Annotated in this window: 16 protein-coding genes; 8 read left to right on the top strand and 8 right to left on the bottom strand. The window is 66.4% G+C overall.

Going from position 1 to position 15,534, the window contains the following annotated elements; translation table 11 throughout:
* Positions 1-37: 37 nt before the first annotated feature.
* Positions 38-478, bottom strand: coding sequence for an ABC transporter ATP-binding protein (locus QHG62_RS14880; protein WP_281146412.1), 441 nt, complete (start codon positions 476-478; stop codon positions 38-40).
* A gap of 339 nt (positions 479-817) precedes the next feature.
* Between QHG62_RS14880 and atpE the strand changes: the two genes are divergently transcribed.
* The 6 genes from atpE (at position 818) to QHG62_RS14850 (ending at position 5,801) form a co-directional block, all read left to right on the top strand.
* Positions 818-1,057 carry a F0F1 ATP synthase subunit C gene (gene atpE, locus QHG62_RS14875; protein ID WP_157611649.1) on the top strand — a complete coding sequence of 80 codons (240 nt, stop codon included), beginning with the start codon at positions 818-820 and terminating at the stop codon, positions 1,055-1,057.
* A gap of 171 nt (positions 1,058-1,228) precedes the next feature.
* Complete coding sequence (locus QHG62_RS14870) at positions 1,229-2,434, top strand: ABC transporter substrate-binding protein (RefSeq protein ID WP_281146411.1); 1,206 nt, start codon at positions 1,229-1,231, stop codon at positions 2,432-2,434.
* Positions 2,431-3,351, top strand: coding sequence for a branched-chain amino acid ABC transporter permease (locus tag QHG62_RS14865; protein ID WP_258503584.1), 921 nt, complete (start codon positions 2,431-2,433; stop codon positions 3,349-3,351). Before QHG62_RS14870 ends, QHG62_RS14865 begins: the two co-directional genes overlap by 4 nt.
* Before the next feature lies 1 nt (position 3,352).
* Positions 3,353-4,333: a branched-chain amino acid ABC transporter permease gene (locus QHG62_RS14860; RefSeq protein ID WP_281146410.1), complete on the top strand. Its 981-nt coding sequence runs from the start codon at positions 3,353-3,355 to the stop codon at positions 4,331-4,333.
* Complete coding sequence (locus tag QHG62_RS14855; RefSeq protein WP_281146409.1) at positions 4,330-5,085, top strand: ABC transporter ATP-binding protein; 756 nt, start codon at positions 4,330-4,332, stop codon at positions 5,083-5,085. The genes QHG62_RS14860 and QHG62_RS14855 overlap by 4 nt, the downstream gene beginning before the upstream one ends.
* Positions 5,082-5,801: an ABC transporter ATP-binding protein gene (locus QHG62_RS14850; RefSeq protein WP_281146408.1), complete on the top strand. Its 720-nt coding sequence runs from the start codon at positions 5,082-5,084 to the stop codon at positions 5,799-5,801. The genes QHG62_RS14855 and QHG62_RS14850 overlap by 4 nt, the downstream gene beginning before the upstream one ends.
* A 54-nt stretch (positions 5,802-5,855) precedes the next feature.
* On the opposite strand, the gene QHG62_RS14845 is transcribed toward QHG62_RS14850, so the two are convergent.
* The 6 genes from QHG62_RS14845 to xdhC form a co-directional block, all read right to left on the bottom strand.
* Positions 5,856-7,316 (bottom strand): SulP family inorganic anion transporter, encoded by a 1,461-nt coding sequence (locus tag QHG62_RS14845; RefSeq protein ID WP_281146407.1) that lies wholly within the window; start codon positions 7,314-7,316, stop codon positions 5,856-5,858.
* Between the two features lie 102 nt (positions 7,317-7,418).
* Positions 7,419-8,132 carry an SDR family oxidoreductase gene (locus tag QHG62_RS14840; RefSeq protein ID WP_281146406.1) on the bottom strand — a complete coding sequence of 238 codons (714 nt, stop codon included), beginning with the start codon at positions 8,130-8,132 and terminating at the stop codon, positions 7,419-7,421.
* Between the two features lie 446 nt (positions 8,133-8,578).
* On the bottom strand, positions 8,579-10,021 hold the full coding sequence (locus QHG62_RS14835) for an NAD-dependent succinate-semialdehyde dehydrogenase (protein WP_281146405.1): 1,443 nt from the start codon (positions 10,019-10,021) through the stop codon (positions 8,579-8,581).
* Between the two features lie 177 nt (positions 10,022-10,198).
* The gene (locus QHG62_RS14830; protein ID WP_281146404.1) at positions 10,199-11,539 is read right to left on the bottom strand and encodes a glycerate kinase type-2 family protein; all 1,341 of its coding nucleotides are present in this window, start codon (positions 11,537-11,539) and stop codon (positions 10,199-10,201) included.
* Between the two features lie 75 nt (positions 11,540-11,614).
* The gene (locus tag QHG62_RS14825) at positions 11,615-12,820 is read right to left on the bottom strand and encodes a urate hydroxylase PuuD (protein ID WP_281146403.1); all 1,206 of its coding nucleotides are present in this window, start codon (positions 12,818-12,820) and stop codon (positions 11,615-11,617) included.
* A gap of 223 nt (positions 12,821-13,043) precedes the next feature.
* Positions 13,044-13,850, bottom strand: coding sequence for a xanthine dehydrogenase accessory protein XdhC (xdhC, locus tag QHG62_RS14820; protein ID WP_281146402.1), 807 nt, complete (start codon positions 13,848-13,850; stop codon positions 13,044-13,046).
* Positions 13,851-13,903: 53 nt separating this feature from the next.
* On the opposite strand from xdhC, the gene QHG62_RS14815 reads away from it, so the two are divergent.
* The gene (locus QHG62_RS14815) at positions 13,904-14,407 is read left to right on the top strand and encodes a hypothetical protein (RefSeq protein WP_281146401.1); all 504 of its coding nucleotides are present in this window, start codon (positions 13,904-13,906) and stop codon (positions 14,405-14,407) included.
* Positions 14,408-14,410: 3 nt separating this feature from the next.
* On the opposite strand, the gene uraH is transcribed toward QHG62_RS14815, so the two are convergent.
* Complete coding sequence (gene uraH, locus QHG62_RS14810) at positions 14,411-14,761, bottom strand: hydroxyisourate hydrolase (protein WP_126748146.1); 351 nt, start codon at positions 14,759-14,761, stop codon at positions 14,411-14,413.
* A gap of 104 nt (positions 14,762-14,865) precedes the next feature.
* On the opposite strand from uraH, the gene QHG62_RS14805 reads away from it, so the two are divergent.
* Positions 14,866-15,531: a GntR family transcriptional regulator gene (locus QHG62_RS14805; protein WP_225612662.1), complete on the top strand. Its 666-nt coding sequence runs from the start codon at positions 14,866-14,868 to the stop codon at positions 15,529-15,531.
* The last annotated feature ends 3 nt before the right edge of the window (positions 15,532-15,534 follow it).

Here is a 15,534-nt window from a genome sequence, read left to right as displayed (position 1 = left end):
TTTTTCAATTGCCCTCGGGCGAACGCGGCCCGATCCGTCAGAAGCGGCGGTTGTAGGAGAAGGTCACTCCCGCGCTGCCGAGAACGGCGGCCTGTATCGCATCCCGAGGGGTCAGGCGCCAGCCGATCGCCGGAATGATGGCCGGTGAGAAGCCGCCAACGTTGAATGGCACCTTGTCCTTGAAGCGCCCGCGGTAGCCATAGATGATGCCGCCGGACAACTTGAAATACAGGGAATCGGTGCCCGGCAGCGCATTCCACTCGTGGCCGTAGTAGACATAGGCGGAGGCTTGGCCGAAGGAATTGCTGAAGAGTGCGCCTCCCACTGTCGAACCGTCAGGTGCAATGCGCTCCAGCCCGAGCAGAACGACACGGCGGTGCTCCGCGTCCTTGTGCCAGTGATGCGTGAAGGGCGCAACCACAAGCTCCCACTTCGCTGCGGCAACCGGCTCGGGAGAGTTGGCTGAACCGGCTCCCACGCTCGCGTATGCGGTTGCACAAACACTGGCACAAGCGCTCGCCGCCAACATGGCTACCGCCCGCCAGGCATTGCATTTCTTCATTGTTGATCCCTGGTGTTTTATTTATTGGACGCGGTTGCCGGCGACAGATGGTCTGTGCCGGTCGAGGTCCCCGGTCCGGGATCGAGCCTACCCCCGGTCCGGCAGGCCGCCAGGGCGTGGCCGGCCAGCAAACCACACGAAGCGCCTCATTCTTCACGGTTAGGGGGCGCCATAAGCATGACCTCCCGCGTCATGGACCGCGCGCACCCGCTTTGAGAAAGTACCTCCATCGATCAACCACAAGGAGAAAACACCATGACCGGCTTCAACATTCTTCCGCTCGCAGTGGCCCTGCTGATCGGCATCGCGGCGCTCGGCTCCTGCCTGGGCATTGCGCTGGTCGGCCAGAAGTTTCTCGAGAGCAGCGCACGCCAGCCCGAAATGATCGACGCGCTGCAGACCAAGTTCTTCCTGGTGGCCGGCGTGACCGACGGCGCCTTCATCATCGCCACCGGCATCGGCCTCTGGTTTGCCACCGCCAGCCCGTTCGGCTGAGGCGGGCCGCGCACCAGGAAGTGACACGATTCACTGGCACCATTCGTGCTAGCACCGTTGACACCGAATTGTTTATGGTTAAAGTATTTAGCTATCAACGGTTCGATGTTCCTGGCACCGCATGGCGCGGTGCCGGTGCATCGTTTCACCCTTCCTTTGCCCGGAGAACCCATGAGCCACCCGTCCCCGAAGTTGCCCGCGCTGCCGCGCACCTTGCTCTCGCTGCTGCTCTGCGGTGCAGCCCTTGGCGGTGCGGCATCCGCCACGGCCGCGCCCGTCAAGGTGGGCCTGGCGCTCGACATCTCTGGGCCCTTTGCGGCATTGGGTGCCGAGGCACGCGACGGCTTTGCGCTCGGCATCAAGCAGCTGGGCGGCAAGCTCGGCGGGCAAGACGTGGAGTTTGTACAGGCCGACATGGCCGGCAGCCCCGACCAGGCCAAGCAGCTGGTCGACCGCATGATCCAGCGCGACAAGATCGATATTTTCAGCGGCCCCATCGGCTCGAACGTGGCACTGGCCGTCGGCCCGACGCTGTTCAACGCCAAGGTGCCGTACCTTTCGGCCAACGCAGGCCCCAGCCAGTTTGCGGGCGCCCAGTGCAATGCATTCTTCTTCGGCACCGCATACCAGAACGACCAGTTCCATGAGGCCGCCGGCAAGTTCGCGCAGGACCGCGGCTTCAAGAAGACCGTGCTCATCGCGCCGAACTATCCCGCCGGCAAAGACGCGCTGGGCGGCTTCAAGCGCCAGTTCAAGGGCCAGGTGGCCGACGAGCTCTATACCAAGCTCGGCCAGATCGACTACGCGGCCGAGCTCGCGCAATTGCGCGCGGCCAAGCCCGACTCGATCTACTTCTTCCTGCCCGGCGCGATGGGCATCAACTTCATCAAGCAGTTCGTGGGCGCGGGTCTCTCGAAGGACATCACGCTCGTGACCAGCGGCTTCTCGGCCGACGAAGACGTGATCGGCGCCGTGGGCGAGCCGATGCTCGGCCTGTTCAACACCTCGCACTGGGCGCACGACCTGGACAACGCCGCCAACAAGGCGTTCGTGGCCGCCTTCCGCAAGGAATACAACGGCCGCTATCCGTCTGTGTATGCAGCGCAGGCGTATGACGCCATTCTTGCGATGGACGCCGCCGTGAAGCAGGCCGGCGGCAACGCGCAGAACCGCGAAGCCGTGGTGGCCGCTCTCAAGAAGGCCAACTACGCCTCGACGCGCGGCAACTTCAAGTATGCGAACAATCACTTTCCGATCGAGAACTTCTACCTGCGCGTGATCGGCAAGGATGCACAGGGCAAGGTCACGAACAAGCTGATCAACACCGTTCTCACGAACTACGGCGACTCGTACGCCGCAAAGTGCCCCCTCAAGTGAGCGGCATCCTCGTTCTCGAGCAGCTGCTCAATGGCCTCGGCTATGGGCTGATGCTGTTCCTGCTGGCGGCGGGGCTCACGCTGGTGTTCGGCATCATGGACGTGCTGAACCTGGCGCACGGCTCGCTCTTCATGTCGGGGGCCTATGTGGCGGCCGAGGCGCACACGCGAACCGGTTCGTTCACCGCGGCCATCGTCATTGCGGTGGCCGTGACGGTCGTGGTGGCGCTGCTGCTCGAAGTGCTGCTGATGCGGCGCCTCTACACGCGCGACCACCTCGCGCAAGTGCTCGCCACCTTCGGCGTGATCCTGGTGGCGGACGACATCGTCAAGATGGCATGGGGGCCTTCGCCGGTAATGGCGCCCACTCCGGCCGCCCTGTCGGGGCCGATCGAGCTGGTGGACGGCCTGCCCTACCCGGCGTACCGCCTCGTGATCCTTGCCGGTGGTCTGCTGGTGGCGCTCGCGCTCTACCTCCTGGTCAACCACACGCGCATCGGGATGCGGGTGCGCGCGGGCGCTTCGGACCGACCGATGGCCGAGCTGATGGGCGTGCGCGTGGGCCGCATCTTCAATGGCGTGTTCCTGCTCGGCGCGGCGCTGGCTGCACTGGCCGGCGCGCTGATGGGGCCCATCGTCGCGGTGCAGGTGGGCATGGGCGAAGCCATCCTGATCCCGGCGCTGGTGGTGCTGGTGATCGGCGGCATCGGCTCGGTGCGCGGCGCCTTCGTGGCCGCACTGCTGGTGGGCGTGGTCGACACCATCGGCCGCGCCTTCGTGCCGATGCTGCTGCGCGCCACGCTGCCGCCTGCCACGGCGGCCGACCTCGGCCCGCTGTTCGCCGAAGTCGCGATGTACGCGCTGATGGTTGTCGTCCTCATCTTCCGGCCCTCCGGCCTTTTCTCGGCACGGTCGTGAAATGAAGTCTTCCTCACGCTATATCGGACTCGGGCTGCTCTTTGTGCTGCTCGCGGCGTTTCCGCTGGTCGCACCGCTGCTCGGGCTCGACTTCTACATCGGCTTCGTGCGGCGCGTGCTCGTGGTGGCGCTGGCCGCCGCTAGCCTCAACTTCATCCTGGGCTTCGGCGGCATGGTGGCGCTCGGGCATGCGGGCTTCATCGGCATGGGCGCGTACACGGTGGTGGCGCTCAGCGACGCGGGCGTGATGTCGGCGTGGGTCATGTGGCCCCTGGCCGCGGTGGTCGCCGGCGCGGTTGCGGCGCTCATCGGCACGGTGGCGCTGCGCACGCGCGGCGTGTACTTCATCATGACCACGCTGGCGTTTGCGCAGATGCTCTACTTCGTGGTGGTGTCGCTGCGACGCTATGGCGGCGACGACGGCTACACGCTCATGAGCCGGCCCACGCTGCTGCCCGGGCTCGACTTGGGCAACGAGTCGAACTTCTATTGGGTGGTGCTGGTCATCGTTGCGCTGGCGCTCTGGTGGCTGCAGCGCGCAACGCGGTCGCGCTTCGGCCACGCGCTCATGGGCATTCGCGACAACGAGACGCGCATGCGGGCGCTGGGCTACCCGGTGTTCCGGCTGCAGCTGGTGGCCTTCACCATTGCCGGCGCCATTGCGGGGCTGGCGGGTGCACTGCTTGCAGGCGGCAATGGCTTCGTGAGCCCGGCGACGATGCACTGGACGCAATCGGCCACGCTGCTCGTGATGGTGGTGATCGGCGGGCTGGGGCGCAGCTGGGGCGGGCCGGTGGGTGCCATCGTGTGGCTGCTGCTTGAAGAGTTCTTGAAGCAGCACACGGAGCATTGGCACATGCCGCTCGGGTTGTTGTTGATTGCCGTTGCGTTGTGGGCGCCTAAAGGGCTTGCTGCACTCTATAAGCGCCGCTTGCCCCTCACCCCGGCCCTCTCCCCAGAGGGGCGAGGGAGTAAAGCATGAGCCTTTTCAGAATCGAAGGGTTGGTCAAGCGCTTTGGCGGCTTGCTCGCAACCGACCATGTGAACCTGACCGTGGAGCGCGGCGAAGTGCATGCGCTCATCGGGCCCAACGGCGCCGGCAAGACCACGCTGGTCAACCTGATCACCGGGCTGCTCAAGGCCGATGCCGGGCGCATCCTGCTCGATGAGAAGGACATCACCGGCTTCAAGGACCACCAGCGCGTGGCGGCCGGCATGTCGCGCTGCTTCCAGGTGACGCGCGTGTTTGCCAAGGAAACCGTGCACGACAACCTCATGCTCGCGGCGCAGGCCCATGCGGGCAGCAGCCTGCGCTTCATGGCGCCGCGTGCAACCGAGCGTGGCCTGGTGGATCGCGCCGTGGCGCTGGCCGAACGCGTAGGCCTTGGCAGCGAACGCCACCGCATTGCGGGCACCTTGCCGCACGGCGCGCAGCGCGCGCTCGACGTGGCGCTGGCGCTCGCGGCCGAGCCCAAGCTGCTGCTGCTCGACGAGCCGATGGCCGGCATGGGCCCCGACGAATCGGCACGCATGGTGGAGCTGATCGAATCGCTGCGCGAGTCGATGGCCATCCTCTTGATCGAGCACGACATGGACGCGGTGTTCCGCCTGGCCGACCGGCTCACGGTGCTGGTGCAAGGGCGCGTGCTGATGAGCGGCACGGCCGACGAAGTGCGCGGACACCCCGACGTGCAGGCGGTGTATCTCGGGACGGAAGCAGAGGGGCACGCATGAACGCCGCCACCACATTGCTCGACGCGAAATCCGTCGAGGCCGGCTATGGCGCCAGCCAGGTGCTGTTCGGCATCGATTTGAAGATCGGCGCGGGCGAAGTGCTCGCGCTGTTAGGCCGCAACGGCATGGGCAAGAGCACGCTGCTGAAGGTGCTGACGGGCACGCTCGCGCCGATGCGCGGCAGCGTGCATTTCGGCGGCGATGCCATCGGCGGCCACAAGCCGGACGCCATTGCGCGGCGCGGCGTGGCCATCGTTCCCGAGGGGCGGCACGTGTTTCCCAACCTCAGCGTCGACGAGCACCTGCGCGCCTTCGCACGGCCACGCCCCGGCAGCGCGCCGCGCTGGACGGTCGAGGCGCTGTACGGCCTGTTTCCTCGCCTTGCCGAGCGCAAGGCCAATGCAGGCAACCAGCTTTCGGGCGGCGAGCAGCAGATGCTGGCGATTGCCCGTGCGCTCTCCACGCACCCGCGCCTGTTGATCCTCGACGAAGCCACCGAGGGCCTGGCCCCGGTGATCCGCGAGGAGATCTGGCACTGCATCGCCACGCTCAAGGCCGAAGGCGAAGCGATCCTGGTGGTCGACAAGTATGTGCAGCGGCTGCTGCCGCTGGCCGACCGGCATGTGATCCTGGAGCGCGGACGCGTGGTGTGGCAGGGCGACTCGGCCGCACTCGACGCCGACCGCTCGCTCTGGACGCGCTACCTGGGCGTGTAGCTCGGCTCGTTCGGTGCGGCGCACCCGGCCGGCGCCAAGTGCCGCGTCGGCGGCCTACTCGGGCGCCGCGTCGAGCCTCAGGATAAGGTCTCGGCTGGCCTGGTTGAGCCCGGTGACCTCCACCACGCTGCCATGCTTACGCAGTCGCTCGACCACCTTGTTGAGCGCGGCCACAGCGGTCACGTCCCAGAAGTGCGCTTGCGACACATCGATGTGCACGGGTGCGCCGTCGATCTCGCGCACGTCGAAGGCATCGACCAGCATGTCGGCCGACGCAAAGAACACCTGCCCGCTCACGCGATAGACGCGCGTGCCGCTTTCATCGACGGCTTCTGCATGCACATGCAGCAGGCGCGCGACCTTGAATGTGAAGAACACACCGCTCAGCATCACTCCGGTGGCCACGCCCGCAGCCAGGTTGTCGGTAGCGACAGTGACCGCCACCGTCGCGAGCATGACGGCGCTGGACATGCGCGGGTGGCGCACCAGCGTGCGCAGAGAACCCCAGTCGAAGGTGGAGGCCGACACCATGACCATGATGGCCACCAGCGCCGCCACCGGCACTTGCGACACCCAGGGCTTGAGCAGCACCATGAGAATCAGCAGGAAGACGCCCGCGAACAGCGTGGACAACCGGCCGCGCCCACCGTAGCGCACGTTGCTCACGGTCTGGCCGATCATTCCGCAGCCCGCAATGCCGCCGAAGAAACTCGCGGCGACATTGGCCACGCCCAGGCCGCTGCATTCGCGGTTCTTGGAGCTCGGCGTGTCGGTGAGGTCGTCCACCACGCTGGCGGTCATCATCGATTCGAGCAGCCCGACCATCGCGATGGCGAAGGCCGGCAGCGCAATGATTCGCAGCGTTTCGAGCGACATGGGGACCGACAGCCAGGCGAAGGTCGGCAGCGCGTCGGGAAGGTGGCCCAGGTCGGCCACAGTCTTGAGCGGCAGGTCCAGCCAATGGCCCGCGAGCGTGACCACCACGATGCACACCAGCGGAGATGGCACGGCTGTGGTGATGCGCGGCAGCAGGTAGATGATGGCAAGCCCCAACGCCACCATGGCCCATGTGGCCGTGTTGGCGCCGATGAAGTGCGGCATCTGCGCCGCGAAGATCAGGATGGCCAGCGCGTTGACGAAGCCCGTGCGCACCGATGTGGAAACGAAGCGCATCAGCACGCCGAGCCGCAGCAGGCCGAACAGGATCTGCATGGCCCCGGCCAGCACGCCGGCTGCCAGCAGGTACGGCAGGCCGTGCGCATGCACCAGCGGTGCGGCCACGAGCGCCACCGACCCCGCTGCGGCCGAGACCATGGCTGGCCGGCCTCCGGTAAAGGCAATGACGATGCTGATGACGAACGAAGCAAACAGCCCGACGGCCGGATCGACACCGGCCACGAAAGAGAAGGCAATGACTTCGGGAATGAGGGCGAAGGTGGCGACGGCGCCGGCCATCAGTTCGCGCGGAATGCTCGGGAACCATTCGGCTCGCAAGCGGCTGTGTGGAGAAGACATGAGTGGAGAGCGGCCCGCGCGCGGCGACAAGAAAGGCCGCCACGCCTCACGGGCAGATGCTCTCGATTGTAGGTAGGGCCTCAGCCGCCCGACCTCGGGCCGTCACACCGAGCGCGTGATGCCGCCGTCCACGCGCAGGTTCTGGCCGGTGATATAGCCCGCGCCTTCCGATGCGAGAAAACCGATGACGGCCGCAATCTCGCTGCTCTTGCCGTAGCGGCCCATCGGAATGCGCGAACGAAACTCGGGCTTCTCGGGCAAGCTGTCGATGAAGCCCGGCAGCACGTTGTTCATGCGCACGTTCTGTGCGGCGTATTTGTCGGCAAAGAGCTTGGTAAAGGCCGCGAGCCCCGCGCGGAAAACGCCCGAGGTCGGAAACACCGGGTCAGGCTCGAAGGCGGCAAAGGTCGAAATGTTGATGATGGTGCCGCCGCCCTGCTTCACCATGAGCGGCGCCACAAGGCGGCTCGGGCGCACCGCGCTCAGCAGGTAGACATCCATGCCGCGATGCCAGTCTTCATCGGTAATCTCGAGAATGGGTGCGCGGGGACCGTGGCCCGCGCTGTTGACCAGCACATCGACGCGCCCCCATTCTTCAGTGACCTTGTCGACCAATCGCCTCAGGTCGTCGTTCGACTGGTTGGAGCCGGTCACGCCAATGCCACCGAGTTCGGCGGCGAGCGCTTCGCCCTTTCCGGATGACGAGAGGATGGCTACGCGAAAGCCGTCGTCCGCAAGTTTGCGTGCTGCTGCGGCGCCCATGCCGCTGCCGCCGGCGGTGACTATGGCTACTTTTTTGGGTGCTTCGGAAGACATGCGAGGTTCCTTGGTTCGTGCGAAGGCTGCATTTAGCCAAGGATTCGGGGCGTTTGCACGGGCTGGGACTCTTGTTCAGGGCGTGTGCAAAGGCCACCGGGTACTCCCCTCCGCGAATGTCCCCCGTCGGCTCCTCCTTTATTTCGCTGCGGGGAGCACCCGATGCCCTGTGCACTGGGGCACGCTGCTGGTGCAACGCTGATCAACGACCGGCGTGCATAACGCTCCCGTCGATGGGGTGCCTTGCGCAGCGAAATAAAGGAGGAGGCCGCAGGCCGGGGGACATTGCAGCGAAATAAAGGAGGAGGCCGCAGGCCGGGGGACATTCGCGGAGCAAGGTACCCCGTCGGCGGGAGCGCCGCCCCGAACGACGGCATAAAAAAAGCGGCACCGCCGCGAAGCGATGCCGCCTTTCCCAGAGAACCTAAGCGATCTGAACGAACCGCTTACACGCTCATGATCGAAACAGCCTTGGTGTTCAGGTAAGCCTCGAGCGCCTCCGGGCCGCCTTCCGAGCCATAGCCCGAATCCTTCACGCCGCCGAACGGCATTTCCGGCGACGGCGCGGCAGGCTGGTTGATCCACAGCATGCCGAGCTCGAGCCGCTGGCTCAGCAGATGCGCGTTCTTGATCGACTTGGTGAACGCGTAGCCTGCCAGGCCGAACGGCAGGCGGTTGGCTTCGGCAATGGCTTCTTCGAGCGTGTCGAAACCGCGGATCGCTGCAATGGGGCCGAAGGGTTCGTTGTTGAACACGTCGGCATCGAGCGGCACGTCGGTCAGCACGGTGGGTGCGAAGAAGTTGCCCGTGTCGCCGACACGTTCGCCGCCGGCCGCAATGGTCGCGCCCTTCTTGCGCGCATCGTCCAGCACATGGGCCATGGCCGTGAGGCGGCGTGCGTTGGCGAGCGGGCCGAGGGTCGTGCCTTCGGCCAGGCCGTCGCCGAGCTTCAGGCCTTCGGTGTACTTGACCAGCGTGCGGGCGAATTCTTCGCGCAGGCTGTTGTGCACCAGGAAGCGGGTGGGCGAAATGCAGACTTGGCCCGCATTGCGGAACTTGGCGGCGCCTGCGGCCTTGACGGCCAGGGCGACGTCGGCGTCTTCAGCCACGATGACGGGTGCGTGGCCGCCCAGCTCCATGGTCACGCGCTTCATGTGCGCGCCGGCCAGCGCGGCCAGCTGCTTGCCGACCGGCGTGGAGCCAGTGAAGGTGACCTTGCGGATGATCGGGTGCGAGATCAGGTAGTTCGAGATTTCGGCCGGGTTGCCGAACACCAGGCCCACGGTGCCGGGCGGAATGCCGGCATCGACGAAAGCCTGCAGCAGCGCGGCGGGCGATGCCGGGGTTTCCTCAGGCGCCTTCACCAAAAACGAGCAGCCAGTGGCCAGCGCGGCGCCGAGCTTGCGCACGATCTGGTTGATGGGGAAGTTCCACGGCGTGAAGGCGGCGACGGGGCCGAGCGGCTCCTTGATCACCAGTTGCTGCGCAGCCAGGTTGCGCGAGGGCACGATGCGGCCGTAGACGCGGCGGCCTTCGTCGGCAAACCATTCGATGATGTCGGCGGCGGCCAGCGTTTCGCCCTTGGCTTCGGCCAGCGGCTTGCCCTGTTCCTGGGTGAGCAGCTTGGCGATTTCAGGGGCGCGTTCGCGGATGAGGCCGGCGGCGCGGCGCATGATGGCGGCGCGCTCGTTGGCGGGCGTGTTGCGCCACTTTTCAAAGCCGCGCTGGGCGGCAGCCAGGGCACGGTCGAGGTCGGCGATGCTGGCATGCGCCACCTTGCCGATGGCCTTGCCGGTGGCCGGGTTCACGACGTCCAGGGTCTTGCCGCCGGTGGCGTCGACCCATTCGTTGTCGATCAGCAGGCGGGTGTCGGTGTAGCTGGCGGTCATGGCGAACTTTTCCTTCGAGGACTGGATGGTGAAAAAGGGGAAATCTGGATGCGCGGTGCGGCACCCGGAAGGTGCGCTTGCGACAGCGGCGGCAATTTGCCGCCGGGTGCATAGATTAACCCGAGTTCGCGAAGCCCGCCGGAGCCGGGAAACCGGCCCCTTTTGCCATTGCGGCCGCTACAGGATCAGGAGCGCGCGAAAGTCGTTGACGTTGGTGTTCGTCGGCCCGGTCACGAAAAGGTCGCCAATGGCATCGAAATAGCCGTACGCATCGTTGCGGTCGAGGTGGTCCGACAGCTTTCGGCCGGCCGCGGTGGCACGCGCCAGCGTATCGGGCGTCACGAAGGCACCCGCGTTGTCTTCCACGCCGTCGATGCCGTCGGTGTCCGCGGCCAATGCCCACACCTGCGGCTGCCCCATGAGCGCGCCGGCCAGGCCCATGCAGAGTTCGCCAGCCCGCCCGCCCCGGCCCTTGGCCTGCCCGGGCTGCCGCGGGCGGATGGTGACCGTGGTTTCCCCGCCCGAAAGAATGACGCACGGCCGCGCAAAGGGCTGGCCGCGATTTGCCACGGCGCGTGCGAGCGCGGCGTGCATCTTGCCGACCTCGCGCGATTCGCCTTCGATTTCGTCGCTGAGGATGTGCGCCTCGATGCCGGCCTCGCGCGCCGCCTTGGCCGCGGCTTCGAGCGACTGCTGCGGCGTGGCGATCATGTGGACTTCATGGCCGTTGAAAACCGCGTCGCCCGGCTTCGGCGTTTCGAGCTCGCCGCTCTCGAGTTGGGCGCGCACGGGCGCCGGCACCTCGATGCCGTAGCGGTCGAGGATGGCCAGCGCGTCGGCGCAAGTGGTGGCGTCGGGAACCGTGGGGCCGCTCGCGATGACTGCCGCATCGTCGCCCGGCACATCGCTGATGGTGAGCGTGACCACCCGCGCCGGGGCGCAGGCCGCGGCCAGCCGGCCTCCCTTGATGCGCGAAAGGTGCTTGCGCACGCAATTCATCTCGCCGATGTGCGCGCCGCTGTCGAGCAGTTGCTTGTTGATGCGCTGCTTGTCTTCCAGCGTGAGGCCCTCGGCGGGCAGCACCAGCAGCGACGAGCCGCCGCCCGAGATCAGGCACAGCACGAGGTCGTCGGCCGTGAGGCCCTGCGTCAGCGCGAGGATGCGCTCTGCGGCCTGCTGCCCGGCCGCATCGGGCACCGGGTGCGCGGCTTCGACGAGCTCGATGCGCTGGGGTACGCCCTCGGGCCGCGGCGGAATGTGGTCGTAGCGCGTGACGACGAGGCCCGACAGCGGCGCATCGGCTGGCCACAGGGCTTCGAGCGCCTGCACCATCGAGCCGCCCGCCTTGCCTGCGCCGAGCACCAGCGTGCGGCCCTTGGGCGGCTTCGGCAGATGGGCGCCCAGCGTGGAAAGGGGCAATGCGCGGTCCACCGCCACGCGGTACAGATGTTCGAGGAAGGCGCGCGGTGCTTCGCGCGGATCAGGCGCGGGCCCGAGTGACTGGATCGATGCGGTCATGGCTTGCGTTGTCTCCATCCGGCGATTGTGCGGCGAAAGGCGCGCCGCTCTCTTGACCGCGGTCTATCCCCGCGTCTAGTTCGTCTTGGCGCCGGCCTGGAACCAGCGGCCGATCAACGCCCGCTCTTCATCGGTGATGCCTGTTGCGTTGTTCATCGGCATGATCTTGGTGACCACCACCTGCTGATAGATAGCCTGCGCATGCGCCGCCACCTGGTCGGGCGTGTCGACGCGCACGTTCTTCATCTGCACGGCGGCGCCGTGGCACATGAAGCAGCGCTGCTCGAGCACCTTCTGCACGTCCTTGAATGCGACGGCCGGGGCCGCTGCTGCAGCCGCGGGCGCCGCAGCCGGCTCGGGCTTCATCCACACGATGGTCAGGCCCAGCACCACGATGCCGATCAGCGCATAGGGCAGCGGGTTGCCCGCGTTGCCAAGCTTGAAGCGATGCCGCACCACGAAGAACTGCCGGATGGCCGCACCGCCCAGCATGATGAGCAGCAGCACGATCCAGTTGTACTTGTGTGTGTAGGTAAAGCTGTAGTGGTTGCTCAGCATGGCAAACAACACCGGCAGCGTGAAGTAGGTGTTGTGCACGCTGCGCTGCTTGCCGCGCTGACCGTGCACCGGATCGACCGGCCGGCCTTCGCGCAGTGCCTGCACATTCTTGCGCTGGCCCGGAATGATCCAGAAGAACACGTTGCCGCTCATCGTGGTGGCCATCATCGCGCCCACCAGCAAAAAGGCCGCGCGGCCCGCGAACCACTGGCAAGCCAGCCAGGTCGCAAAGGCAATGAACACCGCGACCAACACGCCCACGATGGTGTCGCCGTGCTTGCGGCGCCCGAAGACCTGGCAGATGCCGTCGTAGACCATCCAGAACACCACGAAGAAGGCCAGCGCCACGCTGATGGCCGCGCCGGGCTGCCAGTCCATCTTGCTCTTGTCGATCAGGTAGGTGCTGGCGTTCCACAGGTACGACATGGTGAAGAGCGCAAAGCCCGTGATCCATGTGCTGTAGCTCTCCCAGTACGACCAATGCAGGTGGTCGGGCAGCTTCTTGGGCGCCAGCGCGTACTTCTGCATGTTGTAGAAGCCGCCGCCGTGCACCGCCCACTGCTCGCCGCCCACGCCCTTGTCGAGCGATTCCTGGTCCTGCGGCTTCTCGAGGCTGTTGTCCAGCATCACGAAGTAGAAGGAGGCGCCGATCCAGGCAATGGCGGTAATGACGTGGACCCAGCGCAGCAGCAGGTTGGCCCAGTCGAGGTAGTAACTTTCCATGTGTGGTGCTCTCTCTCAACCCCTTGGGCGCGTGGGGACGCCGCCAAGGGGTTTCTTCAGCCTGCTCACCACTGCGGGCGCTGTAAGCAGAGAAAGTGCCGCGAACGCAGGCTCCATGACATGGGCCTCGCTCCGCTGCGGCTTGTTGTGGACCGAAAGTGTATACAGTTTTGGCAAGTGGCGGGTTGCTTTTTTGAAGGCGTCGCCGCCGGGAAAACCCTGTTCAACCCAGCGATTGCAACAACTGTGCCGCCACCGCCACGGCAATCACTTCCGGCTCCTTGCCGGTGATGCCGGGCACGCCGATGGGGCAGGTGATGCGCGCCAGTTCTTCGGGCGTGAAGCCCCGCGCCTCGAGCCGGTGGCTGAAGGTGGCCCACTTGGTCTTGCTGCCGATCAGGCCGATGTAGGGCAGGTCGTTGTGCGTGCGCAGGCGCTTGAGGCAGGCGATGACGATGTCCAGGTCTTCGGCATGGCTGAAGCTCATGATCAGCACGCGGCTGCCCGGTGCGAGCGCGGCCACGGCGTCCTGCACGGGCTCGGAGTGCTCGGTGTCGATCTGCGCGGGCAGCGCCTCGGGGAACACGCCGTCACGGCTGTCGATCCAGCGTACGGTGAACGGCAGGCTGGCCAGCAGCCGCGCGAGCGCAGCGCCCACATGGCCGCCGCCGAACAGCGCCACAGGCTTGAGCTGCGCGACCAGCTCGCGCTGCAGCGCCGGCGCGTCGGCGGCCGCGATGCGCCGGTACGAAAGAAACACCACCCCGCCGCAGCACTGGCCCAGGCTCGGGCCGAGCGGGTAGCGCTCGACGTTGTCGATGGTGCGCCGCCCCGCGAGCAGTTCGCGCGCCTCTTGCGTGGCCTGGAACTCGAGCTGGCCGCCACCGATGGTGCCCGTGAGCCCTTCGGCCCACACCGCCATCCATGTGCCGGCTTCGCGCGGCGCCGATCCTTGGGTCGATTCGACGCGCACCAGCACCGCGTCTTCGCGCGCAAGGCGCGCCAGCAGTTGATCGACCATGCCGTTCATTTCCGATACCTTCGGTTGCGGGGTTGCACGAGACTCACGGTATAAACCCGGCGATGAATCGTCAGCTTACGCCCCGTCGCCTTGCCTTGGCGGCATCCGTTCTTTCTTGCGCTCTCTGGCTTGCCGGCTGCGGGAGCACCGGCACCGTTCCGGGACAGCTGAGCGACGTCAAGACCGATCGGGGCGGGGCCGGCGCCGCGCCCCGCGCATCGAATGCCGCCACCGCACGCGAGTACCGCCGCGATGCCGCACGCCACATCTACGAAGCCCACAGGTCGCGCATCTACAGCGGCCAGCTGCCGCCCCTGCTGTACGCCGTCGGCACGCTGCAGGTCAACCTCGATGCCGGCGGCAAGGTGGTGTCGCTGCACTGGATGCGCGCGCCCAAGCATGCGCCCGAGGTCATCGCCGAGATCGAACGCTTCGTGCTGCAGGCCGCGCCTTTCCCTGCGGCCACGCGCCTGGGTGCCGTCACATGGACCGACACCTGGCTGTGGGACAAGAGCGGGCGCTTCCAGCTCGACACGCTCACCGAAGGGCAGTTGCAAGGCGACTGACCCTCAGGAGCCGCGGTAGGTGGAGTAGCTCCACGGGCTCACGAGCAGCGGCACGTGGTAGTGCTGGTCGGTGTGCGCCACGCCGAAGTCCAGCGACACCTTGTTCAGGAAATTGGGCTCGGGCAGCTTCACGCCGCGCGCCTTGAAGTAACCCGCCACGTCGAACACCAGCCGGTAGGTGCCGGCCTTGAGCGAGTTGTTGTCGTAGAGCGGCCCGTCGCTGCGGCCGTCTGAATTGAGCGTGAAACGCTTCACCAGCGTCGCATCGTCGCCTTGGGTGGTGTACAGCGCCACCTCCATGCCGGCGGCGGGGCCGCCGTGCATTGTGTCGAGTACGTGGGTGCTCAGGCCCATGGGGCTCTCCTTCAATGATGGAACCACGAGGCTCCGGTCGGGGCGGGAAATTCCGGTGGACAAAAGTGTATACAGTTACCGGCTTTGGGTCTATCATGAAAAACATGGAGTCCTCCACCACCCGTTCGATCGTCGACGCGCTCACCAAGGCAATCGTCGAGCACCGGCTGCAGCCCGGCACCAAGTTGGCCGAGCAAAAGCTGGCCGACCATTTCGGTGTGTCGCGCACGCTGGTGCGCCAGGCGCTGTTCCAGCTGTCGCAAAACAAGCTCATCCGCCTCGAGCCCGCGCGCGGCGCCTTCGTGGCGGCACCGGCTGTCGACGAGGCACGCCAGGTGTTCGCGGTACGCCGCATGCTCGAGGCCGAGATGACGCGCGAGTTCGTGCGCACCGTCACGCCCGCGAAGATCAAGGCGCTGAAGGAACACGTGGCGCTCGAAAAATCCGCCGTCTCGGGCGAAGACATTTCGGGCCGCACCGAGCTGCTGGGCGACTTCCACGTGCGCATGGCCGAGCTCATGGGCAACCAGGTGCTGGCGCAAATTCTGGGCGAGCTGATCTCGCGCTGCGCGCTCATCACGCTCATGTACCAAAGCACGAGCGCGGCCGAGCACTCCAACGACGAGCACGCCGACATCGTGAAGGCGCTGGCCGCCCGCGACGAGGAGCGCGCCGTGCGCCTCATGACCGAACACCTGGAACACGTCGAGGCCAACCTCACGTTCGACCGCAAGGTTCCGACCAACGACATCTCGCTTGCACTGTCCTGAACA

The organism is Variovorax paradoxus (genome assembly GCF_029919115.1).
In the GTDB taxonomy this organism is placed as follows: domain Bacteria; phylum Pseudomonadota; class Gammaproteobacteria; order Burkholderiales; family Burkholderiaceae_C; genus Variovorax; species Variovorax paradoxus_O.
Note: the sequence above shows the minus strand (reverse complement) of the source record. Positions and strands in the feature narration are given on the sequence as shown.